The organism is Sphingomonas sp. CBMAI 2297 (genome assembly GCF_029870595.1).
In the GTDB taxonomy this organism is placed as follows: domain Bacteria; phylum Pseudomonadota; class Alphaproteobacteria; order Sphingomonadales; family Sphingomonadaceae; genus Sphingomonas.
On the sequence record NZ_JAPDIR010000011.1, the window covers coordinates 61,725 to 88,688 of the forward strand.

Annotated in this window: 25 protein-coding genes; 17 read left to right on the forward strand and 8 right to left on the reverse strand. The window is 67.9% G+C overall.

All coding sequences use genetic code 11. The features are described 5' to 3' along the window. The first annotated feature begins 1 nt into the window (after position 1). Positions 2-979 carry an L-histidine N(alpha)-methyltransferase gene (gene egtD, locus OMP43_RS15785; protein ID WP_280280481.1) on the forward strand — a complete coding sequence of 326 codons (978 nt, stop codon included), beginning with the start codon at positions 2-4 and terminating at the stop codon, positions 977-979. 138 nt (positions 980-1,117) lie between these two features. On the opposite strand, the gene OMP43_RS15790 is transcribed toward egtD, so the two are convergent. After that, on the reverse strand, positions 1,118-1,795 hold the full coding sequence (locus OMP43_RS15790; RefSeq protein WP_280280482.1) for a queuosine precursor transporter: 678 nt from the start codon (positions 1,793-1,795) through the stop codon (positions 1,118-1,120). 329 nt (positions 1,796-2,124) lie between these two features. Between OMP43_RS15790 and OMP43_RS15795 the strand changes: the two genes are divergently transcribed. Both OMP43_RS15795 and OMP43_RS15800 read left to right on the forward strand, forming a co-directional pair. Next, the gene (locus OMP43_RS15795; RefSeq protein ID WP_280280483.1) at positions 2,125-3,420 is read left to right on the forward strand and encodes a nucleoside transporter C-terminal domain-containing protein; all 1,296 of its coding nucleotides are present in this window, start codon (positions 2,125-2,127) and stop codon (positions 3,418-3,420) included. A 507-nt stretch (positions 3,421-3,927) separates the two neighbouring features. Further along, a complete protein-coding gene (locus OMP43_RS15800; protein WP_280280484.1) occupies positions 3,928-4,530 on the forward strand; it encodes a PilZ domain-containing protein in 603 nt (200 codons plus the stop codon). A gap of 77 nt (positions 4,531-4,607) precedes the next feature. Here the strand turns inward: OMP43_RS15800 and OMP43_RS15805 are convergent, their stop codons facing one another. After that, positions 4,608-5,477: a 3-hydroxyacyl-CoA dehydrogenase NAD-binding domain-containing protein gene (locus OMP43_RS15805; RefSeq protein WP_280280485.1), complete on the reverse strand. Its 870-nt coding sequence runs from the start codon at positions 5,475-5,477 to the stop codon at positions 4,608-4,610. A gap of 32 nt (positions 5,478-5,509) precedes the next feature. On the opposite strand from OMP43_RS15805, the gene OMP43_RS15810 reads away from it, so the two are divergent. The 7 genes from OMP43_RS15810 to OMP43_RS15840 all read left to right on the forward strand — a co-directional run bounded on the left by OMP43_RS15810 (position 5,510) and on the right by OMP43_RS15840 (position 10,346). Then, on the forward strand, positions 5,510-6,535 hold the full coding sequence (locus OMP43_RS15810; protein WP_280280486.1) for a DUF1176 domain-containing protein: 1,026 nt from the start codon (positions 5,510-5,512) through the stop codon (positions 6,533-6,535). 39 nt (positions 6,536-6,574) lie between these two features. Continuing rightward, complete coding sequence (argB, locus tag OMP43_RS15815; protein WP_280280487.1) at positions 6,575-7,471, forward strand: acetylglutamate kinase; 897 nt, start codon at positions 6,575-6,577, stop codon at positions 7,469-7,471. A 148-nt stretch (positions 7,472-7,619) separates the two neighbouring features. After that, positions 7,620-7,916, forward strand: coding sequence for a YggT family protein (locus tag OMP43_RS15820; RefSeq protein WP_280280558.1), 297 nt, complete (start codon positions 7,620-7,622; stop codon positions 7,914-7,916). Between the two features lie 7 nt (positions 7,917-7,923). Next, positions 7,924-8,232 (forward strand): DUF167 domain-containing protein, encoded by a 309-nt coding sequence (locus OMP43_RS15825; RefSeq protein ID WP_280280488.1) that lies wholly within the window; start codon positions 7,924-7,926, stop codon positions 8,230-8,232. Then, a complete protein-coding gene (folD, locus tag OMP43_RS15830) occupies positions 8,222-9,097 on the forward strand; it encodes a bifunctional methylenetetrahydrofolate dehydrogenase/methenyltetrahydrofolate cyclohydrolase FolD (protein WP_280280489.1) in 876 nt (291 codons plus the stop codon). The genes OMP43_RS15825 and folD overlap by 11 nt, the downstream gene beginning before the upstream one ends. Beyond that, positions 9,094-9,708: a hypothetical protein gene (locus OMP43_RS15835; protein WP_280280490.1), complete on the forward strand. Its 615-nt coding sequence runs from the start codon at positions 9,094-9,096 to the stop codon at positions 9,706-9,708. The genes folD and OMP43_RS15835 overlap by 4 nt, the downstream gene beginning before the upstream one ends. Beyond that, the gene (locus OMP43_RS15840; RefSeq protein ID WP_280280491.1) at positions 9,705-10,346 is read left to right on the forward strand and encodes a MarC family protein; all 642 of its coding nucleotides are present in this window, start codon (positions 9,705-9,707) and stop codon (positions 10,344-10,346) included. The genes OMP43_RS15835 and OMP43_RS15840 overlap by 4 nt, the downstream gene beginning before the upstream one ends. Positions 10,347-10,361: 15 nt before the next feature. Here OMP43_RS15840 and OMP43_RS15845 read toward each other — a convergent pair whose 3' ends face one another. Beyond that, entirely contained in the window at positions 10,362-12,200 is a 1,839-nt protein-coding gene (locus OMP43_RS15845; protein WP_280280559.1) for an AcrB/AcrD/AcrF family protein, read from the reverse strand. Between the two features lie 172 nt (positions 12,201-12,372). Between OMP43_RS15845 and OMP43_RS15850 the strand changes: the two genes are divergently transcribed. Both OMP43_RS15850 and OMP43_RS15855 read left to right on the forward strand, forming a co-directional pair. Continuing rightward, entirely contained in the window at positions 12,373-12,744 is a 372-nt protein-coding gene (locus OMP43_RS15850) for a GtrA family protein (protein ID WP_280280492.1), read from the forward strand. 1 nt (position 12,745) lies between these two features. After that, positions 12,746-13,474 (forward strand): class I SAM-dependent methyltransferase, encoded by a 729-nt coding sequence (locus OMP43_RS15855; RefSeq protein ID WP_280280493.1) that lies wholly within the window; start codon positions 12,746-12,748, stop codon positions 13,472-13,474. Positions 13,475-13,553: 79 nt separating this feature from the next. On the opposite strand, the gene OMP43_RS15860 is transcribed toward OMP43_RS15855, so the two are convergent. Then, the gene (locus OMP43_RS15860) at positions 13,554-14,576 is read right to left on the reverse strand and encodes a glycosyltransferase family 2 protein (RefSeq protein WP_280280494.1); all 1,023 of its coding nucleotides are present in this window, start codon (positions 14,574-14,576) and stop codon (positions 13,554-13,556) included. Positions 14,577-14,753: 177 nt separating this feature from the next. On the opposite strand from OMP43_RS15860, the gene OMP43_RS15865 reads away from it, so the two are divergent. Then, positions 14,754-16,979, forward strand: coding sequence for a TonB-dependent hemoglobin/transferrin/lactoferrin family receptor (locus OMP43_RS15865; protein WP_280280495.1), 2,226 nt, complete (start codon positions 14,754-14,756; stop codon positions 16,977-16,979). A gap of 21 nt (positions 16,980-17,000) precedes the next feature. Next, positions 17,001-17,963, forward strand: coding sequence for a DUF6607 family protein (locus OMP43_RS15870; RefSeq protein WP_280280496.1), 963 nt, complete (start codon positions 17,001-17,003; stop codon positions 17,961-17,963). A 353-nt stretch (positions 17,964-18,316) separates the two neighbouring features. Here OMP43_RS15870 and OMP43_RS15875 read toward each other — a convergent pair whose 3' ends face one another. Beyond that, positions 18,317-20,353 carry a hypothetical protein gene (locus OMP43_RS15875; protein WP_280280497.1) on the reverse strand — a complete coding sequence of 679 codons (2,037 nt, stop codon included), beginning with the start codon at positions 20,351-20,353 and terminating at the stop codon, positions 18,317-18,319. Between the two features lie 351 nt (positions 20,354-20,704). On the opposite strand from OMP43_RS15875, the gene OMP43_RS15880 reads away from it, so the two are divergent. Both OMP43_RS15880 and OMP43_RS15885 read left to right on the forward strand, forming a co-directional pair. Further along, on the forward strand, positions 20,705-22,126 hold the full coding sequence (locus OMP43_RS15880) for a radical SAM protein (protein ID WP_280280498.1): 1,422 nt from the start codon (positions 20,705-20,707) through the stop codon (positions 22,124-22,126). A 127-nt stretch (positions 22,127-22,253) separates the two neighbouring features. Then, the gene (locus OMP43_RS15885; protein ID WP_280280499.1) at positions 22,254-23,300 is read left to right on the forward strand and encodes a hypothetical protein; all 1,047 of its coding nucleotides are present in this window, start codon (positions 22,254-22,256) and stop codon (positions 23,298-23,300) included. 101 nt (positions 23,301-23,401) lie between these two features. On the opposite strand, the gene OMP43_RS15890 is transcribed toward OMP43_RS15885, so the two are convergent. From OMP43_RS15890 to OMP43_RS15900, 3 genes are all read right to left on the reverse strand, one after another. Next, on the reverse strand, positions 23,402-23,596 hold the full coding sequence (locus tag OMP43_RS15890; protein WP_280280500.1) for a hypothetical protein: 195 nt from the start codon (positions 23,594-23,596) through the stop codon (positions 23,402-23,404). A 156-nt stretch (positions 23,597-23,752) separates the two neighbouring features. Further along, the gene (locus tag OMP43_RS15895) at positions 23,753-25,843 is read right to left on the reverse strand and encodes a bifunctional (p)ppGpp synthetase/guanosine-3',5'-bis(diphosphate) 3'-pyrophosphohydrolase (protein WP_280280501.1); all 2,091 of its coding nucleotides are present in this window, start codon (positions 25,841-25,843) and stop codon (positions 23,753-23,755) included. A gap of 111 nt (positions 25,844-25,954) precedes the next feature. Beyond that, complete coding sequence (locus tag OMP43_RS15900; protein WP_280280502.1) at positions 25,955-26,266, reverse strand: hypothetical protein; 312 nt, start codon at positions 26,264-26,266, stop codon at positions 25,955-25,957. A gap of 149 nt (positions 26,267-26,415) precedes the next feature. Between OMP43_RS15900 and OMP43_RS15905 the strand changes: the two genes are divergently transcribed. Continuing rightward, positions 26,416-26,916 carry a helix-turn-helix domain-containing protein gene (locus OMP43_RS15905; RefSeq protein WP_280280503.1) on the forward strand — a complete coding sequence of 167 codons (501 nt, stop codon included), beginning with the start codon at positions 26,416-26,418 and terminating at the stop codon, positions 26,914-26,916. Positions 26,917-26,964 lie beyond the last annotated feature (48 nt).

Sequence of the window (26,964 nt, forward strand, 5' to 3'; positions counted from 1 at the left end):
CATGCTGAAGCAGGAACTTGAAGACGGCCAGACCAGCCTGGCCGATCCGCATTTCCGCGCCGACGTGTTGAGCGGCCTCGCGGCGCGGCCGCGCGCCATTCCCGCGCGCTGGTTCTATGATCGCCGCGGTTCCGAGCTGTTCGAGGAAATCACCCGGCTCCCCGAATATTATCCCACGCGCACCGAGACGGCGCTGCTGCGCGAGACCGGGCCCGAGCTCGGCGCGCTCGCGGCGCGGGGGGCGGCGGTGGTCGAGTTCGGCTCGGGCTCCTCGGTGAAGACGCCGCTGCTGCTGCGCGCCATCGATCCGGCCGCCTATGTGCCGATCGACATTTCGGGCGATTTCCTCCGCCAGTCCGCCGCCGAGCTGGGCCAGGCCTTTCCGGGCCTGCCGGTCTATCCGGTCGAGGCCAATTTCCTGCGCCCCGTGCCGCTGCCCGGGCAAGTGGCCGGCATGCCCAAGCTCGGCTTCTTCCCGGGCTCGACGATCGGCAACATGCAGGCCTTTCACGCGGTCGACCTGCTGCGCGCGATGCGCGACTGGCTGGGCGAGGGCGCCCGGCTGCTGATCGGGATGGACCGGGTGAAGCCGGCGGAGGTGCTGGTCCCGGCTTATGACGATGCCCAGGGCGTCACCGCGGCGTTCAACCGCAACCTGCTCGCGCGGATCAACCGCGAGCTGGGCGGCACGATCCCGGTCGAGGCGTTTCGCCATGTCGCCTTGTGGAACGACGATGCCGCCCGGATCGAGATGCACCTGGAGGCGGTGCGCGACGTGGAGTTCACTGTCGAGGGGCGCGGCTTCGCGATGGCCGCGGGCGAGACGATCCATACCGAGAACAGCCACAAATATGGCCGCAACGGCGCCCGCATGCTGCTGCGCGCCGGCGGCTGGACGCCGATCCGCGAATGGACCGATCCGAACGACTGGTTCGCGCTGATCCTCTGCGAGGCCCAGCCGCTGCGGATGGCGCCTTAGGTCGGGGTCAGCGCAGGAAGAAGCGGGATCCCGGCGCAGGGCCGGGATGACGGTAGAAAATCAGATACTTGTCCGCGTTCTCGGCTTGAGCTTCCAAATTCCTCCCCGAGCAAGCTGGGGGAGGAATTGCAAAGGCCCTCAGTTCAGCCCGCGCCGCCCGTCGAGCATCCGGCCCAGCGCCACGAACAGGTAGATGGCCGGCGGCACCAGCACGACGCTCAGCACCACCTTGGTGAGCATCTGGCCGACCAGCAGCTCGCCGATCGGGAACACGCCGTAAAAGGCGACGGAGATGAAGATCAGCGTGTCGGCGATCTGGCTCAGCACCGAAGCGATCGCGGCGCGGAGCCAGAGCAGCCGGCCGCCGCCGCTCTTGAGCGCCGAGAAGATGGTGACGTTGAGGATCTGCGAGATGCCATAGGCGATGATCCCGCCCAGCCAGATGCGCGGCGTGCCCGCCATCATCAGCTCGAAGGCGTGGAGCCGGTCGGGCTCCATGCTCGGCGAGGCGGGCAGGCCGAGGACGAGGATCGACAGCAGGACCGACGTGACCAGCGGCACGAAGCCGAGCAGCACCAGCCGCCGCGCGGTGTCCGGCCCGTGCAGCTCGGCGACCGCGCTGGAGACCGAGACGAGCAGCAGGAAGGCGAAGATGCCGGCCTCCACCGCGAGCGGGCCCACGCCCACCCAGTTGCCGATCTGCGAGATCGGCCCGAGCGAGACCTGCTTGTTGCCGAGCACGCCGGCGATGCAGACCATGCCGCCATAGAAGATCGATAGGAAGAAGAGCGAACGCGGGATGCGGATAGTGTCCATGGCCGGACGCTAGCGGGAAATGTCCGCGCCGCAAGTCCCCGGCACCGGCGCGCGATGAATTCGGCTTGACATTGTTCTATATTTGTTCTAATCCGGGTCCGGACGTCCGCTCATCTCGATTCCGCAATCTCCTGCCGGCTGCTCGCGCCGCGCGGGGACGCGAAGCATATGCGAGCGCGGGCGCGGGGGTGCGCCCACGCGAGAGGTTCCGAACTTTGTGACCTTCCGTGGCAAGGCGCTTGCGGGGAATGGAATCGGCTGCCTCTGGCCATGCCGTATCGAGCGTGTATGCTGGGAGACTTGGGCGTACGCCTTGGGGGAATAAGCAGTTGAATCAGTTTCCGATCGGCATCTTCGGCGTGGTCGCGATCCTCGGCATCGCCTTCCTGCTCTCGTCGGACAAGCGCGCGATCAACCTGCGCATCGTCGGTGCCGCCTTCCTGCTGCAGGCGGGAATCGCCGCGCTGGTGCTGCGCACGAGCTGGGGCCAGGCGGCGCTGCACGGCCTGTCCAACGGCGTTTCCGCGCTGCTCGGCTATGCGGGCGCCGGCACCAGTTTCCTGTTCGGGCCGCTCGCCAAGCCCGAGCTGGGCGGGCAGAGCTTCGCGATCGCCGCGCTGCCGGTGATCATCTTCTTCGCCGCGCTCGTGTCGATCCTCTATCATCTCGGCGTGATGCAGTTCGTGATCCGCTGGATCGGCGGCGCGATCGAGAAAGTGGTGGGCACCACCAAGGTGGAATCGCTGTGCGCGGCGGCGAACATCTTCGTCGGCCAGAGCGAATCGCCGCTGGTCATCCGCCCCTATCTCGCCCGGCTCACGCCCTCGCAGCTCTTCGCGGTGATGAGCGTCGGCATGGCGGGCGTCGCCGGCACGATCCTCGCCGCCTATGCCAGCCTGTTGGGGCCGACGGCGCTCCCCTATCTGCTGGCCGCCTCGTTCATGGCGGCCCCGGGCGGCCTGCTGATGGCCAAGATCATCATGCCCGATGCGCCGGCCAAGGATGGCGAGCTGCCGCTCGGCGACCAGGCCGAGGACGAGGCGATCCGGATCGCCGAGCACGATATCGAGGAAGAGCGCGCGGCCAATATCATCATGGCCGCGGCGACCGGCGCCTCGACCGGCGTGAAGATCGCCGTGGCGGTGGGGGCGATGGTGCTCGCCTTCGTCGCGCTGGTGGCGCTGGCCAACGGCCTGCTCGCCGGCGCGGGCAACTGGATCTACGAGCTGAGCGGCCATGCCGCCTGGGCGGAGGTTTTCCAGAATCTCAGCTTCCAGAAGATCATCGGCACGGTGTTCGCGCCGGTGATGTACCTGCTCGGCATCTCGTGGCACGAGGCGACGGCGGCGGGCGGGCTGTTCGGCACCAAGGTCGTGCTCAACGAGTTCGTCGCCTTCATCGATCTGGGCGCGATGACCGATCTCGCCCCGCGCACCCGGGCGATCATCACCTTCGCGCTGTGCGGCTTCGCCAATTTCAGCTCGATCGCGATCCAGATGGCGGCGACGGGCAGCCTGGCGCCGAACCAGCGGCCGATGATCGCCAAGCTCGGCATCCGCGCGCTGATCGCGGGCAGCCTGGCGAACCTGATGAGCGCGGCGCTGGCGGGGCTGCTGCTTCCGTGATCCGGGCCGGCCGCGTTAACCTTTTGGTTACCGGCCGCTCGGTAGAGATCGGGTAAATCCGCGGGAACAACGCTGCGCCGGGGGCGCGCTGGGCCCGCGATAACAACCGACATCGGATGGAGAGCGGGTCGCGCGCCATCGAACGTTCGTGCCGCGTGCTTCGTCGCGGAACGATCGCCCGATATGCGTTCTCCAGGCATCCTGCTGGAGTGCTGCGTGACCAGTTTGCTTGCTTCGGGCCCGGACGTTCGTCCGCTGCGTATCCTGCGACGATCCCCGCCGACGCCCGGCGAGGAAGCGCTCGGCCGGGTGGGGAGCTGCCTGCAAATCGCCTTCCCGCAGGCCGATGCCGCCGGAAGGCCGGCGCGCCCGCATTTACCACGGATCGTTGTGGCTTCGAAACGTTACAGACATCTGCCGGACGCATGTTCTCCGCGGGTCACCATCATCACGCCGTCGGAGGCAGACATCCGCACTGAAATCTCCTTCCAGCCCGAAGTGCCCGTCATGGAACGTCGAATCGACGATCGCTCGAAAATCTCGGTCTATCGGTCCGCGATGCTGCGGTGGGGCGGCTATGAGGCGCTCTGCCTGATCCGCAACATCTCGCCCGGCGGCCTGATGGGCAAGCTCCATACCGACCTGCCGCCCGGCGAGCCGGTGACGGTGGAGATCCGCTCGGGCAACAGGATCTCCGGGCGCATCGCCTGGTCGGCGGACGGGATGATCGGCGTGCAGTTCGACGAGCGCATCGACGTGCTCGAAGTGCTCCACGCGCCGGTGCATGGCGAGCCGGGGCTGACCCAGCGCATGCCGCGGCTGCGCATCGCCTGCCCGGTGAGCCTGGTGGCCGAGGGCATGCGGGTGAGCGTCACGCTGATCGACGTGTCGCAGGGCGGCGTGAAGGTCGAGGCCGATTTCCTCCGCGAGGGCGACGCGGTGACCGTGGGGGTCCATGGGCTCGATCCGCGGCGCGGCGTGGTGCGCTGGGCGCATGACGGCCGGGCGGGGATCGGCTTCCTCGCCGCGATCCCCTTCGACACGCTCGCCAGATGGGCGCTCGATCGCCAGGCCGAACTGGCCGCCGCCGAGGTCGAGGCCCAGATTTAGGACGATGTCCTTCCTTCGTCACCCCGGCCTTGCGCCGGGATGACGGTGGAGAACGGATACTTGTCCGGGTTCCCAGCCTAGCGCGTCGGCACCGGCTCCGCGCCCGTATAGTCGTAGAAGCCGCGCTTGGTCTTGCGGCCATACCAGCCGGCTTCGACATATTTCACCAGCAGCGGCGCCGGGCGGAACTTGGGATCGCCCGTGCCCTCGAACAGCACGCGGGTGATCTCGAGACAGGTATCGAGCCCGATGAAGTCGGCGAGGGTGAAGGGGCCCATCGGATGGTTGAGGCCGAGCTGGCAGGCGGCGTCGATGTCCGGGATCGTCGCCACGCCTTCGCCCAGCGCGAAACAGGCTTCGTTGAGCATCGGCATCAGCACCCGGTTGACGATGAAGCCCGGCGCGTCATTGGCATGGACGATGCGCTTGCCGAGCGACTGGCCAAAGGCCTCGACCGCCGCGACGGTGCCGTCCGATGTCGCCAGGCCGCGGATCAGCTCGATCAGGCCCATCACCGGCACCGGGTTGAAGAAATGCACCCCCATGAACCGGCCGGCATCGGGCGCGGCCTGGGCGAGGCGAGTGATCGGGATCGATGAGGTGTTGCTGGCCAGGATCGCCTGCGGGCCCAGCACCTTGCCGACATTCTCGAAGATCTGGCGCTTGATCGCCTCCCGCTCGGTCGCGGCTTCGATGACGAGGTCGCAGGGGGCAAAGCCATCGGTGCCGCCGACACAGGTGATCCGGCCGAGCGCGGCTTCGGCGTCGGCCTGGGCGATCTTCTCCTTCTCCACCGCCCGGGCGAGCTGCCTGGCGATCCCCGCCTTGCCGGCCTCGGCCCGCGCCTGATCGACGTCCGACAGCAGCACCGCATAGCCCGCCTGGGCCGAAACCTGCGCGATGCCCGCGCCCATCTGCCCCGCACCGATCACGCCTACCGTCTTCATCATCTGTCTCCTTCGTCGTAGGCTCCTACCCGGTGATCGCCGAATCGGCTAGGCTCGCCGCCATGTCGATCCTCGCGCTCCTCCTCGCCATGCCGGTCCCGCAGGACGGTCCGGAAAAGCTCTATGGCGACTGGGCGGTCGCCTGCGACAATCTGCACGGGTGCGAGATGACCTCGCTCTATCCCGGCGACCAGGCCGTGCCCGAAGAGGGTTCGGGCTATGACGCGAGCATGGCGCTTACCCGCGCTGCCGGCCCGGCGGGCGGGTTCACCGTGGAGGTCTGGCCCTCCGGCAAGCTCGACGGCAAGGCGACCCTCCAGGTCGACGGGGTCGCGATCGCCGCCACGGCCGGCGGCGGCGACAGCGTGACCTTTCGGGGCGCCGATGCCGCGAAGATCGCCGCCGCCCTGCCCAACGGCAAGGAAGCGGCGCTGGTCGGTGCCGCCGGCCAGGTCGTGGCCCGCATCTCGCTCGCCGGCTCCTCGGCCGCGCTGCGCCATATCGACGCCGATCAGGGGCGGGCCGGCACGGTGACCGCGGTGGTGGCCAGGGGCGGCAAGCCCGCCGGCGCGGTGCCCGCCGCCCGGCCGCCCGAGCGCATAGCGGCCCTGCGTCCTTCGGGGACTCCTGCCGGCGTCTCCAGGGCCCTGCGCGCGACACTGGAGAAGCAGGGCGATTGCGACGGGCTGTATGACGGGGCCGAGACCGTGCCCGAAGTCGCCACCTATGCGCTGGGCGGCGGCAAGACGCTGGCGCTGATTCCCTGCGGCGCGGGGGCCTATAACTACAGCACCGTCGCCTTCGTGCTGGCGGGCGGCAAGGCGGTGCGCGCGGCGTTCGACGACGGCAATGACGGCATGCTGGTCAATGCCGGCTTCGACAAGGCGGGCGTGCTCTCCACTTTCGCCAAGGGGCGCGGCGTCGGCGATTGCGGCCAGAGCCAGGCCTATGTCTGGGACGGCGCGCGCTTCCGGCGGACCGAGGAGCGGGTGATGCGCGAATGCCGCGGCTCCGCCAACTGGCTTGCCACCTACCGCGCGACCGCGGTGTTTCGCTGACAAGTTGCGGGACCCGCCCACCGGCCCTATGGGCCGCGCATGACCAACGCCCCCGATCCCGCGCTGCTCGCCAAGGCCGAAACGCTCGTCGAGGCGCTGCCCTATCTGCAGCGTTATGCCGGCGCGACCTTCGTCGTGAAATATGGCGGCCACGCAATGGGCGATCCCGAGCTGCAGCGTGACTTCGCCGAGGACGTGGTGCTGCTGAAGGCCGTGGGCATCAATCCGATCGTCGTCCATGGCGGCGGGCCCCAGATCGGTGCGATGCTCAAGCGGCTGGGCGTCGAATCGAACTTCGTCGGCGGGCTCCGCGTGACCGATTCGGAGACGGCGAAGATCGCCGAGATGGTCCTGGCCGGATCGATCAACAAGGAGATCGTCAGCTGGATCGGCGCCGCGGGCGGCCGCGCGGTCGGCATTTCGGGCAAGGATGCCGGGCTCGTCACCGCAGAGAAGGTGACCGGGCGCGAGGCCGATCCGCTTCAGGGCATCGAGCGCCATGTCGACCTGGGTTTCGTGGGCGAGCCGGTCGGCGTCAATCCGGCGATCCTCCACTCGCTGGCGGCGCAGGGCTTCATCCCCGTGGTCGCGCCGATCGCCCTGGGCGCGGACGGCCACACCTACAACATCAATGCGGACACCATGGCGGGCGCGATCGCCAGCGCCTGCGGCGCCTCGCGCTTCTTCCTGCTCACCGACGTGGCCGGCGTGCTCGACAAGTCGGGCGAGCTGATGACCGATCTCGATCCGGCGCGCATCGCCGCGCTCAAGGCCGACGGCACGATCAAGGGGGGCATGATCCCCAAGGTCGAGACCTGTGTGAACGCCGTCGAGCAGGGCGTCGACGCGGCGGTGATCCTCGATGGCCGCGTGCCGCACGCGATGCTGCTGGAAATCTTCACGCGGCGCGGCGCGGGCACGCTCGTCCACGCCTGATCCATGGGGCGCGCCGGCCGGCCCGGCGAACCGCGCGCGCCTGTGCATTGAACCCGCGCAAGCGCGCGCCGGGGTTGTTGCGGGGCGCGGCATTCCCTAATCTGTGGCGCAAGAGACCTCGGAGAGCGCTTTGATCCCCTTCCTACTCATGATCCTCGACATCATCGGCTTCCTGCTGTCGGCGTTGAGCATCGTCATCATCGTCCAGGCGATCCTGTCGTGGCTGATCGTGTTCAACGTGATCAACCTCTACAACGAGTTCGTCCGCTCGGTCTGGCAGGCGCTCGAAGTGATCACGAAGCCGATCTATCGCCCGATCCGCAGGATCCTGCCCGATTTCGGCGCGCTCGACCTGAGCCCGCTCGTGGCGCTGCTGATCATCTACGTCCTCAGCAACTTCGTCCTGCCCACGCTCGCGGCGCAGCTGGCCTCCGCGGCCTATTGAGCCTGGGATGCCGGCCTGGCGGCGCCTGGCGGACGGGATCGAGATCGCCGTCCGGGTGACGCCGCGCGCGTCGCGCGATGCCCTTGCGGCGGGCACCGGCGAGCATTTCGCCGCCCGGCTCGCCGCGCCGCCGGTGGACGGCGCGGCCAATGCCGCGCTGGTGCCGCTGGTGGCGAGCGTCTTCGGCGTGCCGAAGCGCGCGGTTACGCTGATCGCGGGCGATACGGCGCGGCATAAGCGGCTTCGCGTGGCGGGCGATCCCGCGGCGCTGGAAGATATCGCGCACAGGCTCTATGGCGGGGCGCATGACGGCTGAGATCATCGACGGCAAGGCGTTCGCCGCGGGCCTGCGCGCCCGCGTGGCGGAACTGGTTCCCGCGTTCCGGGAAAGGGCGGGCCGCGTGCCCGGGCTCGCCGTGGTGCTGGTGGGCGAGGATCCGGCGTCCGCCGTCTATGTCCGCTCCAAGGGCAAGATGACGCGCGAATGCGGCATGGAGAGCTTCGAGCACAAGCTGGGCGCCGACACGACCCAGGCGACGCTGATCGCGCTGGTTGACAAGCTCAATGCCGATCCGGAGGTGGACGGCATCCTCGTCCAGCTGCCGCTGCCCAAGCATATCGACGAGCAGGCCGTGCTCACCCGGATCGACCCGGACAAGGATGTCGACGGCTTCCACCCGGTCAATGCCGGGCGGCTGGCGACCGGGCTGCACGGCTTCGTGCCCTGCACCCCGCTCGGCTGCCTGATGCTGCTCGAGGATCGGCTGGGCGATCTGAGCGGGCTCGACGCGGTGGTGATCGGCCGCTCGAACATCGTCGGCAAGCCGATGGCGGCGCTGCTGACCCGGGCGAGCGCGACGGTGACGCTCGTCCACTCCAGGACGCGCAACCTGCCGCATTATCTGAAGCATGCCGATATCGTCGTCGCGGCGGTGGGCCGGGCGCATTTCGTCAAGGGCGAGTGGCTGAAGCCGGGCGCGACGGTGGTCGATGTGGGCATCAACCGGACGGACGAGGGCCTGGTCGGCGATGTCGACTTCGACAGCGCGGCGAGCGTGGCGGGCGCGATCACGCCGGTGCCGGGCGGCGTCGGGCCGATGACGATCGCCTGCCTGTTGCGCAACACCCTGGTCGCGGCGCACCGCAATGCCGGCGTGCCGCTGGCCAAGGGCGCGATATGATCCTTGCCGCGCTGATCCTCCAGGCCGCGACGCCGCAGAGCGCGGTCGATGCCGAGCGCGCGTTCAACGCGGCGGCGCAGGCCAGGGGGCAGTGGACGGCGTTCCGCGAATATGCGGCGGCGGATGCGACGATGTTCGTGCCGCAGCCGGTGACGGCGCGGGAATGGCTGAAGGATCGCAAGGATCCGCCAAGGTCCATCACTTGGTGGCCGACGGAGAGCTATGTTTCATGCGACGGCAACTATGCGGTGAACAGCGGCGGCGTGCGTTGGCCGGGCGGTAAGCTCGGTTATTTTACGACCGTCTGGAAGCGCCAGGTAGATGGCAGCTGGCAATGGCGGCTCGACCATGGCGACAAGCTGAAAAGCGATCGCGGCCGCCCGGTCGAGCCGAAGCTGGTCCGGGCATCCTGCGCACCGTTGCCGCAGCCGATTATGTCGTCGATCCTCGCGACCCCGGGTGCGAAGCTGGGGGATGGTGCTTCATCCGACGGGACGATCCGGTGGCATTGGCAGGTTACGCCCGATGGCGCGCGCATATTCACCGTGTGGATCTGGAATGGCGACGCGTTCGAGGTATGCGTTTCCGACGGAGTGGCTGCACCGAAATGATCGAGCTGTTCATTTCCGCCTTCGTCACCTTCTTCGTGGTGATCGATCCGCCCGGCTGCGCGCCGATCTTCGCGGGGCTCACCGCCGGCACCAGCGCGGCGCATCGCCGGGCGATGGCGGTGCGCGCGGTGGTGGTCGCCGCGGCCATCCTGTTCGGCTTCGCGCTGTTCGGCGAGGTGCTGCTGCGCGCGCTCGGCATCAGCCTCAATGCCTTCAAGATCGCGGGCGGCATCATGCTGTTCCTGATCGCGCTCGAAATGGTGTTCGAGAAGCGCACCGAACGGCGCGAGGACCGGGCCGAGAAAGTGAAGGCCAGCGAGCCGACCGACATCTCGATCTTCCCGATGGCGATGCCGATGATCGCGGGGCCGGGCTCGATCGCCTCGGTGATGCTGCTGATGTCGCAGAACAATGGCGTCGAGCGGACGACGGTGGTGCTTGCCGCGATGGCGGCGATCCTGCTGCTCACCATGCTGGCGCTGCTCGCCGCCGGTCCGCTGATGCGGGTGGTGGGGGCGAAGATCGAGGCGGTGGTGTCGCGGCTGCTCGGCGTGCTGCTGGGGGCGCTGGCGGTGCAGTTCGTGATCGACGGGATCAGCGCGGCGCTGGTCGCGGGGCGGGCGGCGACGGGGCACTGAGGCCCCGGAAGGCGTTCAGCGTCTTGCGGGTTCCGCCGGCATTTCCGGCAGGTCGTAGCGGATCCGCCACAGCTTGAATGGCAGCGGCTTGCCCGGCTGGACCTCGCGCAGGGGCACCGGTTCGAGCCAGTTCGGCACGTCGCCCTTGGCCAGTTGCGCATAGAAGCCGTTCGGCCCGCGGCTGCGGTAGAGCGTCGTCTCCGACAGGTTCGGGCAGATCAGCAGATACTGGGCCTTGTGCGCGGCGGCGATCGGCCGGAAGTTCGGCGTCGTCCAGGTGAAGGCGTGGTGCACGTCGAGGATCGCTCGGCCGTTGCGGTGATAGGGGCCGGCGATGCCGCTGTGATGGGTGACGGTGATCAGGCGCGGGCCCAGATCGACATGCGTGAAGACGATCCCGGCCGGCACGTCGTCGAGCACGCGCAGGTTGCTCATCCGCGCACAGGCGGCATTGGCGGCGGCGACCTTGTCGGGCGGCGCCGGCTTGCCCGGCTTGGCGTCGTTGCCGGCGGAGAAGAAGGGCACGACCAGCCCGGCCCACAGGCCCGAGAGCAGCAGGAAGGCGAAGACCGTGCCCAGCACGCGGACGAGGATGCCGAGCAGCCGGGCCGGGCCTTCGCCGATCCAGCGCGCGAAGGGCGCGCGGATGCCCAGGAACCACGGAATGGCGACGACCAGCAATGCCACCGATCCCGGCACCGCCAGCAGCTGCGCGGCGGGCGCGGCGCGCACCTGCCAGAGGAGCATCGCGCTCGCGAATGCAGTGAACAGCGCCACCGCCGCCCAGCCGACCAGCGCCTCGCCGCGGCGCGCGCGCCAGGTGGCGAAGAGCGCGCCGAGCGTGCCGATCACCGGCAGCACCGCCATCGGAAAGGCGGTCTTGAAGGCGTGCTTGTAGATCGGCCGCGCCTCGCGGACATTGTTGAGCCAGGTGTTGGCGAGCTCGTCCGAGACTTGCTCGGGCCGGCCCAGGCATTGCGGGAACAGCAGGGCGAAGCCGGCGACGATCGCCGCGCCGGCCAGCGCGGCAAGGGCGAGGCGGACCCGGCGGTCGGCCGGGTTGCGCAGCGACAGCGCGAAGAGCAGGGCGCCGGCGGCGACCATCACGGTCAGCCATACGGGCGTGAGCGCGTCGCAGCGCATCGCCTGGTTGGCGTTCGAGGCGAAGAGCGCGAAGCCGAGCGCGGAGCCGCCGCCGAGCGTCAGGCCATAGACCTGCATGCGGCGCACATCGTCGCGATCCCAGATCCAGCGCAGCGCGATGATCGCGCCGGCCATCGCGCAATAGGGCAGCATCTCGAGCCCGATGGTGAGCGAAGCGGCGCTGGACAGGCCGACAACGGCGCCGCCGCGGGCCCGGCGCGGATCGGCGAGGCCGGCGACCGTCATCGCCAGGAACGCCAGCTGCCAGCCATGATGGTCGATCCGCATCGGCGCGAACATCGACATGGTCGAGGCGCAGCCCATCAGGACGATCAGCGCCACCGGCCAGGCCCAGGGCGCGACGAGCCGGCGCACGGCGAGCGAGAGCCCGGCCATGGCGAGCGCCAGCGGCAGCAGCGGCGCGAGACCGCACGCCCATTTCTCTGCCGTGGCGGTGCCGACGAACGGCTTGAAGGCGAGGATCAGCCCGGCGATCGGCAGGTCGACCAGGCGCGACCAGTGGATGTCGAACCCGCCCAGCGCCGGATCGAGGCGATATTGCCGCAGATCGTACCAGCCCTGGCCCGCCAGCCAGGCGCGGACCTGCATCAGGCGCATATTGTCGTCGGTGTCGCCGAGCAGCAGCCAATAGATGTTGCCCTGCCGGTCATGGAGGAACCAGGCGACCACGCAGAGCCAGAAGAGCGCCATCCAGCGCAGCCAGTTGCGGTCCAGTTCTCGGTCGAGGCGGAACCCGCCCTTGGCTTCTGGCGTCAAAATCGCTTCCCTCGCTCCGCGCCACGCATTAGGGCGACCGGCGGTTCTTGGGCAAGCGATTGTGACGGCGGTAATCAGGCGATTCGAAGAGATGTGGGCGAATGGCGTGTTCGGGCAGCTCGTGCGCTTCGGCATCGTCGGGCTGGCGTCGACCTTCGTCTATGCCCTGGTCTATTGGCCGCTCGCCACCTATGCGATCCCGCCGGTGCTCGCGTCGATCGCGGGCTTCCTGGTCGCGGTGGTGTTCGGCTATGTCTTCCACAGCCGCTGGAGCTTCAAGGGGCATGAAGCGGAAGGCGGCGTGGGCACCCAGTCCAAGTTCGTCGCGGTCCAGTCGGTCGGCATGGCGATGAACGCCGGCTTCACCTGGGTGATCACCGGGCCGCTGCACCAGCAGACCTGGGTGCCGCTGCTTCCCGTGGTCTTCGTGACGCCGCTCGTTACCTTCGCGCTCAACCGCTATCTGGTGTTCAAATAAGATGGACCGCATCGTCTACGAGCGCATGGCCGCGCACGACACCACCCATTGGTGGTATCGTGCGCGCCGCGAGATCCTTTCCGACTATCTGAAGCGCTATGCCGCCATTCCGGGCGGCGCGCGCATCCTCGAGATCGGCTGCGGCACCGGCCACAACCTGCCGATGCTTGCCCAGTTCGGCGAGATCGACGCGATCGAGATCGACGAGATCGCCGCCGCCAAGGCGAGCGAGCGGCTCGGCAAGAAAGTGGGCGCTTCGCCGCTCCCGGAGCTGACCGGCGTGGCGGACGACAGCTACGACATGGTCGCGGTGCTCGACGTGATCGAGCATGTCGAGGACGATGTCGCGGCGCTGCGGGCGATCGCCCGGGTGCTCAAGCCCGGCGGCAAGATCCTGATCACCGTGCCGGCCCATCAATGGATGTGGAGCGCGCACGATGTCGTGAACCACCACAAGCGCCGCTATTCCAAGGCGACGCTGACTGCCTCGCTGCACAAGGCCGGGCTTGGCTGGCGGAAGCTGCGCTGGTTCAACTCGCTGCTCTTTCCGGTGGCGGTGGCGGCGCGCTTCGTCGGCAAGCTTACCGGCAAGGACGACAGCGACGATTCGCCGCCGCCCCGGCCGCTCAATGCCGCGTTCGAGACGGTGTTCGGGCTGGAGCGTCACCTGCTCGGCCGGCTGCCGATGCCGCCGGGCCTGTCGATCATCGTGCTGGCGGAACCGAAGTAACCGTCATCCCGGCGAAAGCCGGGATCTCATGCCGTATCGCGCCATCGTCCGAGACCCCGGCTTTCGCCGGGGTGGCGGCTCAATTCTCGCCGCGCGGCGTGACCGGCGAGACGCTGACCTCGCCCGAATCGGCATAGCGATAGCCGAGCGAGGCATGGCCCATCACCGGCCCGGCGACGTCCGCGACGATGTAGAGCGGCCGGCGCTTCGATTCGACATAGAGCCGGCCGAGATATTCGCCGATCATGCCGAGCACGAACATCTGCACTGCGCCCAGCACGACGACGACCAGCATCAGCGAGGTCCAGCCGGGGATCGCCGCGCCCATCAGGAAGCCGGCGACGATGTAGAGCACCAGCAGCGCCGACAGGCCGGTGAGCACCAGGCCGACATGGCTGGCGAAGCGCAGCGGCGCGGTCGAGAAGCCGGTGATCGCGTCCAATGCGAAGCGGATCATCTTGCCGAGCGGGTATTTGCTCTCGCCGGCATGGCGCTCGTGCCGGTCATAGGGGAAGGGCACTTGCTTGAAGCCGACCCAGGCGACCATGCCGCGGATGAAGCGCGCCTGTTCGGGCAGCGACAGAAAGGCGTCGAGCGCGCGCCGCGTCATCAGGCGGAAATCGCCGGTGTCGAGCGGGATCGGCGTGTCGGTGATCCGGTCGAGCATGCGGTAGAAGAAGGCGGCGGTGATCTTCTTGAAGATCGTCTCGCCGTCGCGCTTGCGGCGCACCGCATAGACCACGTCGGCGCCCTGTGAGCGCATCGCGGCGCGCATGTCGGTCAGCAGTTCGGGCGGGTCCTGCAGGTCGGCGTCGATGATCAGGATCTCCTCGCCCGCGCACAGGTCCAGCCCGGCGGTGAGGGCGAGCTGATGGCCGTGGTTGCGCGAGAGGTTGATCGCGACGAGGCGCGGATCGCTTGCCGAGAGGCGCTGCATCACGTCCCAGCTCCTGTCGCGCGAGCCGTCGTTGATGAGCACGATTTCATAGTCGTCGCCCACCGCGGCGCGGGCGGCGCCGGAGACGCGGCCGTGCAGCATCTCGAGGCATGCCTCTTCATTGTAGCAGGGGATGACGACGGAGAGTTTGGGCCGCTTTTGCATGACCGGACGCTCTAGCGTCGCGACGAGCCGCCGTCGAGCGGCATGGATGCCTAGCCCCGCAATGCCGCCGCGCTTGCCCGCGCTTCTCCTCGTTACGGGGTTGACGTTCCGCGGCCATGGCGGCTAACGCCCATCGAGATTGAGAATCACTTGCATTAGCAGAAAGGATTTCGGGGCATGCGGCGTACCATCGGGGCGGGGATCAGCCTTTGGGTGCTGGCGGCGGCGCTGCCGGCCCAGGCGCAGGAGAAGAAGGGCGCCGAGCAGCAGGATTCGACGATCACCGTCACGGCCACGCGCATCCCGACCGACGTGAAGGAAGTCCCCGCCACCGTTACCGTGATCGACGAGCGGAAGATGGCCGATGAGCTGACTACCGATATCAAGGATCTGGTCCGCTACGAGCCGGGTATCAGCGTGCCGCGCGGCCCGACCCGCTTCGGCGCGGCGCTGGGGACCACCGGCCGTGCGGGAAATGAGGGCTTCGTCGTTCGCGGCATCGGCGGCAACCGGGTGCTGATCCAGGTCGACGGCGTGCGCGTGCCCGACGGCTTCACTTTCGGCGCGCAGTCGACCGGGCGGGGCGACTATGTCGATCTGGGCCTGGTCAAGTCGGTCGAGATCCTGCGCGGCCCGGCTTCGGCGCTGTACGGCAGCGACGGCCTGGCCGGCGCGGTGAGCTTCACCACCAGCGATCCTTCAGACTTCCTGCGCGACGGCAAGAAGGTCGGCGGGCTGGCGCGCGCCGCCTATAGCTCGGCGGACGACGAATTCTCCGAGACCGGCGTGATCGCCGGCCGTTTCGGCGACTTCTCGGCGATGCTCGCCTATACCCGCCGCGACTATCACGAGCTCGACAACAAGGGGACGACCGGCGGCATCGGCACTGCCCGCACCGAGCCCAATCCGCAGGACGGCCATTCGAACGCCGGGCTCGCCCGGCTGGTCTATGAGCCCGACGCGCGCAACCGCTTCCGGATCACCGGCGAATATGTCGACAGCCGCCTTGCCACCAATGTGCTGACCGGCCTGACTCCGCTTCCCGCCACCGGCACCACCATCGACCTGTTGCAGGCGCGCGACACCAGCAAGCGCGGCCGCATCGCCGGCGACTGGACCTGGAGCGGCGAGGGCACGCTGGAGTTCGCGCGGCTGAGCGGCTATTGGCAGAACAGCAAGGATCGCCAGTTCACCGACGAGGACCGTAGCCCGGTTGCCGATCGCGAGCGGCTCAACACCTTCGAGAACCGCGTCTATGGCGCCTCGGGCGAAGTGCGCTTCGGCTTTGGCGAGGAGCACGGGCTGCGCGCCAAGCTGACGCTGGCGGGCGATATCAGCTGGACCAACCAGAAGGGGCTGCGCGACGGCGTGACGCCGCCGCCGGGCGAGACCTTCCCGACCCGCGCCTTCCCCGAGACCGACTATATGCTGGCCGGCCTCGTCGCCGCGGCGGAAGTCTCGTTCGGGCCGCTGACGCTCTACCCGGCGCTCCGCTTCGACGCCTACAAGCTCACGCCCGAAAAGGATCCGCTGCTGCCGACCTTCGCCGCATCGGGGCAGGACGGCTCGCGCGTCTCGCCCAAGGTCGGCGCGGTGATCAAGCTGTCCGAAGGCGCCCGGCTGTTCGCCAACTATGCGCAGGGCTTCAAGGCGCCGGAGCCGAGCCAGGTCAACAACTTCTTCGCCAACCCGCCGGTCGGCTATACCAGCATCGCCAATCCCAACCTGAAGCCGGAGAACAGCGAGAGCTTCGAGGGCGGCTTCCGCTATTTCAACGATCTGGTCTCGTTTGACCTGACCGGCTTCTATGCCCGCTATCACGACTTCATCGACCAGGTGGAGACGACCGGGCGCCCCTTTCCGTCGCCGGCCAATCCCTGGATCTACCAGTGGCGCAACCTGGGCGGCGTGAAGATCCGTGGCTTCGAGGCGCGCGCCACGGTGCGCCCGGCGCGGGGGCTGAACGCCACGCTGGCGCTGTCCTATGCCCATGGCGACACGATCGGCACCAACGGCGCCAGGCTGCCGCTCCAGTCGATCGATCCGCTGAAGCTGGTCGGTGGCATCGGCTATGACGCGGCCGACCGACGCTTCGGCGGCCGGCTGATGGCGACCTATGGAGGGCAGAAGGAGATTGCCCGGACGCGCGGATCGAGCTGCTATGCCGCCACCGCCAATGCCGCGCCGAACTGCTTTACTGGCAATGATTTCGTCACGCTCGACATCACCGCCTATGTGCGCGTGACCGACGGCGTGACGGTGCGCGGTGGCGTGTTCAACCTGACCGACCGCAAATACTGGCTGTGGCAGGACATTCGCGGTCTCGCCGCGACCTCCACGGTGCGCGACGCCTATACCCAGCCGGGCCGCAACGGCTCGGTTTCCATCAGCTATCGTTTCTAACCGCTTCTGAGGACCAAGATCATGAAGCTGCTTCTTCCGATCCTTCCGATTGCCCTTTCGTTGCTGGCGCCGGTGCCCGCGCTTGCCCAATCGGCGTCCGCCCCGGCGGCCAGATCGGCCTTCGAGGCCGACCGCGCCGACATCCTCGCCATGGCGGGGACGTACAAGGTGAAGTTCGACATGCAGGAGAGCACTTCCTGGCGCGCCGACTATACCCCGATCCCGGCAAAGGTCTCGGGCGGCGACGAAGTCGTCCGGGTGATCGAGGACAAGGGCTCGACGATCCGGCTCCAGCATCTGCTCGTCGTCGACATGGGCGACGGCAAGAAGATGGTGATCAAGCACTGGCGCCAGGATTGGCAGTACGAGCCGGCCAGGGTGCTGGTCTATTCGGACCGCGATGCCTGGACCTGGGCCGAGGTGCCCGTCGCCGAGCGCCGGGGCGCCTGGTCGCAGACCGTCTACCAGGTCGATGATTCCCCCCGCTATGGCGGCTGGGGCAAATGGACCGAGGTCGGCGGGGTGCGGCGCTGGGAATCGAACCGCAGCTGGCGGCCGCTCGCCCGGCGCGACGCGGTGCGCGGGCCGGTCTATGACCGCTATCTGGGCGTCAACCGCCACGCGATCGCGCCGGCCGGCTGGATCCACTGGCAGGACAATCTGAAGATGGACGGCAGGACCGTGCCCGTCGTCCAGGAATATGTCCTCAACAGCTATACGAAATTCGCAGGCTTCGACGTGAAGGCTGCGGACGATTACTGGGCGGCGACCAAGGGCTATTGGGCCGCGATCCGCGCCGAATGGGACCGGATCGCCGCGGCCAAGGGCGGCATCCGCATCACCGAGGAAGCCGATCACGGCACGGTGATCGCCGGCCGCGTGCTCGAGATCGCCGACGAGATCCAGCAGGGCAAGACCAGCGAGGCCGACGGGATCAGGAGCGCCCGGGCGCTGATGGACCAGGCGACCAGGGCCGCACGGTAGATTCCCCCTCGGGAAAGGCCCGCTTTCCTTGGTCGGAGCGGGCTGGGGGCGAGCACGGTTCCCAAGCCCGTGCCCGCCCCCTTTTTTATCCGCGGAGGGGAAGGTTCGACCGGATGGTCGCGGGATTCATTGAATCCGTTGACTCGCCGCGCGGGGCGACATGCCGCCGGATGGTCGAAGGCCGGGTTGAGTCCGGCCCTTCCCCGGGGCGTGGGCGAGTGGCGAAGGTTCGACGGTGAGAAAGAGCCCGTCGAGCCTGGCAGGGCAAATCCTACATTGGAAGGGCAGTCTCGAAGCCCGGCGGCGCGTGCGTGGCCCGCCCTGGCCGCGAAGGACCGGGGCGGGCTTGCCGGCTATTGCGCGAAGAACTGCTGCACCACCAGATAGCTGGCGCGGGGCGTCAGCGCGTCGGCGACGCCGCCGGTGAGCCAGCCGTCGCTGGCGATCGCCGGGTCGGTGGAGCTACGGTCGACGGGCAGGACCGAGCAGAGGCCGAACCATTCCTCTTCCCAGGTCGTGTAGAATTGCGCGTTCGCCGGGCCCCAGGGGGCGATGGCGGTGTCGCGGAAATCATGCACGCCGGCCGCCGTCTGGATCGTCGCCGGGCTGGTCACCGTCGGATCCATCCATTTGTACCATTCGTCGGAGAATTCGAAGACCTGGACGCCCTGGAGGAGCTGATCGGCCGCGGCGACCGACGGGCTGCCCACCTGGAAGCCGGCCGCCGCCTGGAGATAGGCATAGAGCGCGACCGCCGGCCCGGCCGCCGCCGGCGGCGTCGCCGCGGTCCGCAGCCCGTCGAGCAGCGTGCCGTAGATCGTCGCGTCCAGCTGCATCCAGCTCGGCGATGGCAGCCCGGGATTGGCGGGATCCTGGGGCACGCCCTGGAAGAGCCAGTAATTCCCGGTATCGCTGTCATAGGCGACCAGCCCGCCGGCATTATAGGTGGGATTGTCGGTGAAGAAGGTCGACGACGTCCGCGCCGTGCTGGTGGTGGTGACGACCGCCAGGCTTTCCTGGCCCAGCACCGTGCCCGGGATATAAGACGAGAGGACCGCCTGATTGGAGGTCGCATCCCAGGTCGCCACTTCCCCGTTGGGATTCGCCACATAGGGATCGTTGCCGCCCAGCGTGCCGAAGCCGACACCTGCGACCTGGGTGAAGCGCATCGCCTGCGGAATGCCGATCTCGCTCAGCACGACCGGCGCCATCGGCTGGCCGGCGGCCTTGCGCGCGCTGAGATAGGCGATGATCGGCGTGCTCGCGATGGGGGCCGCGTAGAGATTCCAGCCCCATAGATCCAGGTCGTAGACATCGGTGGCATAAGCGGGGCGGTTGGTGCCGGCCGTCGTCGTGATGTTGCCGTTGCTGTCGACATAGAGCGGCTGGGTGGCCGGCGGGCTGATCGGTGGCGGGTTGGTCGGGACCGGTGGCGATTCATATTGGATCAGCTGGGTCGTCAGCGTGGCGATGTCGTCCTGCATCGCGGCGATGGTGAGCTTGTTCGGCGCGCCCTGCTTCAGCGCCGCGCCCACCGCGTTCAGAAAGTCCCAATATTCGCGATATTCATAGGTGCCGTTCGGGCCCGGCTGGTTCGTCTCGTTGGTGACGTAGAAGCCGGCCAGGGCCGGGTGATGGCCATAGCTCTGGCCCAGCCAGGTCGCCGTATCGAGATAATATTGCTGGATCTGGGTATATTGATAACCCTGTGCCGGCGCCGTGTTCGCCGAATAGAAGGCGGCCGTCGACACGCCGACCGACAGGAACACGTAGATCGGATCGACGCCGCCGTTCCAGCACATGTCGAGAAAGACGTCGTGGCAATAATGATACCAATAGGGCGGGGCCTGCTTCACGTCGGCGCCCTGGGGCATATAGGTCGGATATTCGGTGCCGTTGGCCGCGACGTAGCGGATCGGGCCGAGCGCGGTCCAGTCGATCGTGCTGTTGTCGGCGGAGGGGACCACCGATCCGGTGCCGTCCGGGTTCGACATGGTGGAGGGCGGCATGTTGAAGCTGCCATAGACGCCGATATTGTTGGCGCCGAGCTGGCGGATCAGGCCGTTCGGGCCGACATCGCGGTTCCAGATCGGCTGGTACATGATCATGGTCGTGGCGTCGGGGCCGGGATTCTGCATGCCGATATAGTAGAAGTCGCCCATCGGCGATCCGGCGGCGCCGCCATTGATGTCGAGCGGAGTCGGCTGATAGCGGACGCCCTTGAAGACGAAGGGCTGCGGGGTTCCCGCGACGCCGGACGTGACCTGGGCGACCATCACCTGGCCGTTCGCGATGCTCCACGCGGTATCGGCGTCCGGATAGAGGCCGGAATAGCCGACGGGCTGCTGGGGCGGCAGGGTGGGCGGCGGTGGGGATGGAGGCGTGGCCATGATCTTCCTCTCGCTGTCGCCGGACGCTCGCGGCGAGCGCCGGTCCGGATGGGCGAGCGGAAGGGCGCGCGAGATTCATCGGGGTTCTGACGTCGCTGGCATGTGAAGTCGGCCCCCGCCGCTCCTCGCCAGTCTAGCCGGGCGCGGCACGGATACGAAACGAAGTTGGCAGCGAAATGGTGGCTTATCGCAGCGGAATCGGCGCGATCCCGGCCCTTGCCGGCTGGGCGACGGGAAGGTGACGGGCATCCCGCGCCACGGGAAAATCCGCCCCAGGCCGGATCGGGGACAAGGCATTCGTCTATAAGGGGAACATCCAGTCTGCCCTGCGGACGCATCCGGGGAACGTGATTGTCTATCCAGGAAGACACGATCGATGGCGCCGAGGCGATGGTCGTCGACGGCGAGACCGCCGCCTGGCAGGCGATCGATCTCATGCTGAGCGTCCTTTCCGATGGCCTCGACCATCCGGAGCTCTGGGCTCTCATTCCGTCGATCGTGGCGGAGAATCCCCTGGTCCCGGAAGCGTTGCTGCGGCGTACCGCGGCGGAGCCGAGTCCCCGGTTGCGCGTCCAGATGCAAATGCTGCTCGGGCTTTGCGCCGCGACACTATCGGCGCCGCGTGACGCTCTCGACGCGCTGATGCCGCTCTGCTCGACCGAGAGCCAGAATGTCCAGCTCCAGGGCGCCCTGTTCCACCTCGAAGGCCTGCTGGATCCCGGCAATCCGAAATACCGGCTGGCGGGCAAGCTCTGCCTCCATCCGTTCGTCGAGCTCGACGTCCTCGAGAATTCGACGCATCTGTGCTGCGCCAGCTTCCTGCCCACCTCCACCGGCAACCTGACCCATACGCCCTGGCAGGACGTCTGGAACGGCGGCGCCGCCCAGGCAATCCGCGCGAGCATGTTCGACGGCTCCTTCCGCTTCTGCAACAAGCGCACCTGCCCCAAGATCCAGAGCAACCAGCTGCGGGACGCCGGGGAACTCGCGGCCGAGCCCGAATGGCGGGAGATCATCGCGCGCGGCGACACCCTGATGCAGCGGGGCCCCGAGACGCTCAATCTCTCCTATGACCGCACCTGCAACCTTTCCTGCCCGAGCTGCCGGGTCTCGCGCTATGCGGCGGACGACGCGACGCGCGCGCGCTTCGACGCGATGCAGGAGCGGGAGATCCTGCCGCTCCTCAAGACCGCCAGGACGGTGTTCGTGACCGGTTCGGGCGACCCGTTCGCCAGCAAGAACTTCCGCGGGCTGATGGAGCAGCTGGACGCGGACGGCTATCCCGAACTCAAGTTCATCATCATGACCAACGGCATGTTGTTCACCCCGCGCCAATGGGCCGCGTTTCCCAGCCTTCACGGCCGCGTGGAATCGCTGCGGGTGAGCCTGGACGCCGCCACCGGCCCGACCCATGAGCTTCTGCGCCGCGGTGCGCGCTGGCCGGTGATGGAGGAGAATCTCAAGTTCGCCGGCGCGTTGCTGGCGGATGGCCTCATCGACGATTTCATGATCACCTTCACGGTGCAGACCGAGAATTTCCGCGAGATGGGCGATGCCGTGGATCTGGCGCACCGGATCGGTGCGAGCCATGTGTATTTCGGCCGCATCACCAACTGGGGCACCTTCAGCCCCGACCAATATGCCGAGACCGCGGTTTTCCTGCCCGGCCATCCCGATCATGCCGAGTTCCTCGCCGCGTGCCGCGATCCGCGCTTGCGCGACCCGATCGTGTGCCCGAGCGATCTGGACGAGTTCATCCATGGGCAGGCGTGAGCGACTCCGCGCCCGCTGACGTTCGGGAAGGGAGCGCCGGGATCCTGCATTTTGTTGGATATTTGTAGGATTCCGGAAGCGAGTTCCTCATTTGTTCCGCTGTCCGGCGGATCGAATGGAGGAATATATGTCTGTCGAGAAATTCATGCTGCCGTCGAACCAGACGGATAACGACCTTGCGGTTCTCGCCCGCATCGCCGCAGCCTTTGCGCCGCATGCTACCGACCCGCTCATGCTGGCGCTCGTCGTCGACCGGGGCCATCTCATGGCGGCGGGCAGCCTGATCGAAACCCCGTCCCAGCTGGTTGACGGCTTCACCGCGCCGGTCGCGCAGCCGCGCATCGACCGGGTGGTCATCAATGCCGGCGGCTCGGCCTCGGTCGTGACCGGGGCCGAAGCGGCGAATCCGGTAGCGCCGTCCTTGCCCGTCGGCGCGATCCCGGTGGCCCAGGTCAGGCTCGAGCCGGCTGCCGCGGTCATCACCAATGCGATGATCACCGACGAACGCGATTTCTCGGGGCTCGCCCAGGCGCGTGGGACGGTGATCACGGTGCAGCGCTTCACGAGCAGCGGCACCTACACGCCCACCCCGGGCACGACCGGCGTCATCGTCGAGCTGGTGGGCGGCGGCGGCAGCGGCGGATCCTGCGCCGCGCCTCCCGCTGCCCAGGGGGCGTGCGCAGGCGGCGGCAGTGCGGGCGCCTTTGCGCGCGCGCGGTTGACCAGCGGCTTTGCCGGAGTCGCGGTAACCGTGGGCGCGGGTGGTGCCGCGGCGGCGGCCGGCGCGAATTGGGGCAATGCCGGCAGCGCATCGAGCTTCGGCACGTTGCTCACCGCCGCGGCCGGCAATGGCGGCGCGGCGGGCGGCGCCTATGCCGCACCGGTGATCGCGGGTGGCGGCAGTGCCTCGGCCGCACCGACCGGAGCCAATCTCGTGACGGCAGCCGGGGGCCCCGGCGGGCACGGTTATCTCCTGTCGCAATATACCGTGGTCGGCGGCAATGGCGGCGACTCCTTCTACGGCGGCGGTGGCAATGGCGGTGGCAACGCGGCCGGCTTCGCCGCGCAGACGCCGGGGGCCGGCGGTGGCGGGGCGAGCTCGATCGGCGGGGCGGCGGCCCGACAGGGCGGAGCGGGCGCCGCCGGCATGGTGACGGTCTACGAGTTCAGCTGAGCCTGTCTCGAGGCGATAATGGGGGGTGGCCCGGCGGCCACTCCCTTATCGGCATCCCCGGCAAGGGCCGGATGCCGGCAAGTCCTTGCGGCCTCGCTTTCTCAGGGCGTGCCCGGGCCTTGCTCGGCGGCGGCATCGAGATAGGCATCGACGCGGGCAATCGTGGCTTCGCGAGGTCGCCGCCCATTGTGCAGGTCGAAGACGAACCGGGGATCGCCCAGCACCTCGCGACCGAAGCGCGCCGGCGAAACGCGATGGATACGCAAATGATCTTCAATCCGGCGCAACAGGCGCATGGCGACAGCCCGATTCTTGTGTTCGCCTTATGTTCGCAAGCGATTTCCTACTTGTATCCAACGAAGTGAGAGGGCGGCACCGGAGGGAGCATCTCGGTGAGCGCGGCAATGTCGTCGGCGACCAGCCGGGAGCGGCCTTGGGCGCGCTCCGGCGCCTCAGGCCCGCTCCGCCGAGCTGACTGCGTCGGCCGCGCGCAGCGCCGCGAGCAGGCGCATCAGGTGCGCGGCGTTGCGCACCTCCAGGTCCATCGTGTTGGTGTGGAAAGTGGTGTCGCGATTGTCCATGCGCAGGCCCAGGATGTTGGCCTTGTGCTGGCCGATCAGCGTGGCGACGGCGCCCAGCGCGCCCGGCTCGTTCTTCAGCGTGATCTCGATCTGGGCGATGCCGCCCTCCGCCTTGTCGCCCCAGGTGAGGTCTACCCAATCCTCCTCGGTGGTGTCGGCCAGGCTGGGGCAATCGATCCGGTGCACCTCGATCGGCTCGCCGGGCCGGCGGATGCCGACGATGCGGTCGCCCGGCACCGGGCGGCAATCGACCGAGAAATGGAAGGCGACGCCCGGGGTGAGGCCCTTGATCTCGATCGCATGCTGCTGCGGCGGCAGGTCGTGCTCGTCCTCGCCCTCGGTCGAGCCGGGCATCAGCGCCTCCATCACCTGGAAATCGGTGAACTGGCGGCGGGCGATCGCTTCCATCAGCGAGGCTTCGTCCTGCAGCTTGAGGCGCTTGAGCGCATCGGGGATCGCGCCCTCGCCCGGCGGCGTCGGCAGCCGCAGCACGATCTCGTCATAGAGCTTGTGGCCGAGCGCGATCGTCTCCTCGCGCTCCTTGTAGCGGATATGGCGGCGGATCGCCGCGCGCGCCTTGCCGGTGATCGCGAAGTTGAGCCAGTTGGCCTGGGGCTCCTGCGCCTTGGAGCGCAGGATCTGGACCTGGTCGCCCTGCTCGATCTCGGTGCGTAGCGGCACGACGCGGCCGTTGATCTTCGCGCCCACCGCCTGGTCGCCCAGGTTCGAATGGACCGCATAGGCGAAGTCGATCGGCGTCGCGCCCTTGGGCAGCTGGATCAGCTCGCCCTTGGGAGTGAAGGCGAAGATGCGGTCCTGGTACATCGCCATGCGGGTATGCTCGAGCAGCTCCTCGGGGCTCTCGGCATGCTCCAGGATCTCGATGAGATCCTTGATCCAGCTGACCTGGGTATCGGGCCGGACATTGCTGGCCTTGTAGGCCCAATGGGCGGCGAGGCCATATTCGGCCTGGGCGTGCATGTCGCGCGTGCGGATCTGGATCTCGATGCGGGTGTCGCCGGCATGGATGATGCTGGTGTGGAGCGAGCGATAGCCGTTGCGCTTGGGCGTGGAGATATAGTCCTTGAACCGGCCCGGCACCATCGGCCAGCGCCGGTGGATCACGCCGAGCGCCCGGTAGCATTCCTCCTCGGTGTCGACGATCGCGCGAAAGGCCATGATGTCGCTCAATTGCTCGAGCGACACATGGCGTTCGGACATCTTCTTCCAGATCGAATAGGGATGCTTTTCGCGCCCGGTGATCTCGGCGTCGATGCCGCCCCGCGAGAGGAGTAGCTTCAGGCCCGAGGCGATCTTGGCGATGCGGTCCTCGCCCTCGATCTTCAGGCTGTCGAGCCGCTTCTCGATCGATTCATAGGCTTCGGGCTCGAGCTCGCGGAAGGCGAGCGTCTGCATCTCCTTCATGAACTCGTACATGCCGATCCGCTCGGCGAGCGGGGCGTAGATGTCCATCGTCTCGCGGGCGATGCGCTTGCGCTTGTCCGGGTTCTTGATGTGGTGAAGCGTGCGCATGTTGTGCAGCCGGTCGGCCAGCTTGACGAGCAGCACGCGGACATCGTCCGACATGGCGAGCAGGAACTTGCGGAGATTCTCGGCGGCGCGCTCGCTCTCGGTCTGCGCCTCGATCTTGGAGAGCTTGGTGACGCCGTCGACCATGCGCGCGACATTGTCGCCGAACAGGCGCTGGATGTCCTCGGGCGTGGCCACCGTGTCTTCCACCGTGTCGTGCAGGATGGCGGTGACGATCGTCTCGTCGTCGAGATGCAGGTCGGTGAGGATGCCGGCCACTTCGATCGGGTGGCTGAAATAGGGGTCGCCGCTGGCGCGCTTCTGGGTGCCGTGCGCGTTGACCGAGAAGACATATGCCCGGTTGAGCATCGCTTCATCGGCATCGGGGTCGTAGCTCAGGACCCGGTCGACAAGTTCATATTGGCGCAGCACGGGATCTAGATGGGCCCCGGTGCTGTTGCTTTGCAATAATTTTGAGCGCGTTGCGGCGCTTTTCGTGCGGAGCCGGCCACTTCGAGGGCGAAGCGGCCGGCCCCGATCAACTCAGTTCGCCTTGGCGTTGCACTTTTCGAGCGCGGCCGCGTCGAAATCGGCACCGTTGGCGCGAAAGGCCGAGAGCTTGCCGACTTCGCGGGCGACGAGCTCGCAGACGATGCCGTCGCGCGCGTTCGCCTTGGCGGCGACGCAAGTGCCGGCATCGCACTTCCACAGCGTCGAGCGCGTGACGAGGCTGGTCTTGGCCGGCGCGCTCACCGGCGTGGCGGAGTAATAGCCGTTCGGGGCACCCTGCGCGATGCCGGCGGCGGGGACGAGGGCCAGCGTGGCCGCGGCCGCTGCGGCGAAGAAGCGGGTCATGGGAAATCCTCCTGGGGTCAGAACCTGCAGCCTGGGCTGCGATCCGGTTTTTAATTGACATAGAAGTAAGTTGCAACGAGAAACTTTTGCTGCGGCGCAAGAAGTTACGGCATTCCGTAGCGTCGGCTTTTACGGTAGGGTGACAAGTTATGGGTGGTGCCATTCGAGAGTCGCTGCGCCAGCTGGCGAATGACTGCAGCCTGCCGGCGGCGCTGGAAGCGATGGGCGAACGCTGGTCGTTCCTGATCCTGCGCGGCTCGTTCAACGGGCTGCACCATTTCGAGGAATTCCAGTCCGAGCTGGGCATTGCGCGCAATATCCTGGCGAACCGGCTGGCGCGGCTGGTGGACAAGGGCATCCTGCAGCGCCAGCCCTGCGCCGACGATCGCCGCAAGATCGAATACCGCCTGACCGACAAGGGCTATGCGCTGCTGCCGGTGATGGTGTCGCTGCGCCAATGGGGCGAGCGCTGGGAGACGGGGGTGCCGGCCTATCCGGTGCTGGTCGACGCGCGCGACAGCCGCCCGATCCGCGCCGTGCAGGTGCTGAGCCATGACGGACGCGCGCTGGGCAAGGGCGACCTGCTCTGGGCGCTGCCGGAGGATGTGGTGGCGGAGGAGGACGCGGTCGAGGTGAAGGCGGCGGAGTAGGTCTGCCCTTGCCGGCCCGATCCAATTGCGGCATTATTGTGTCGTAAT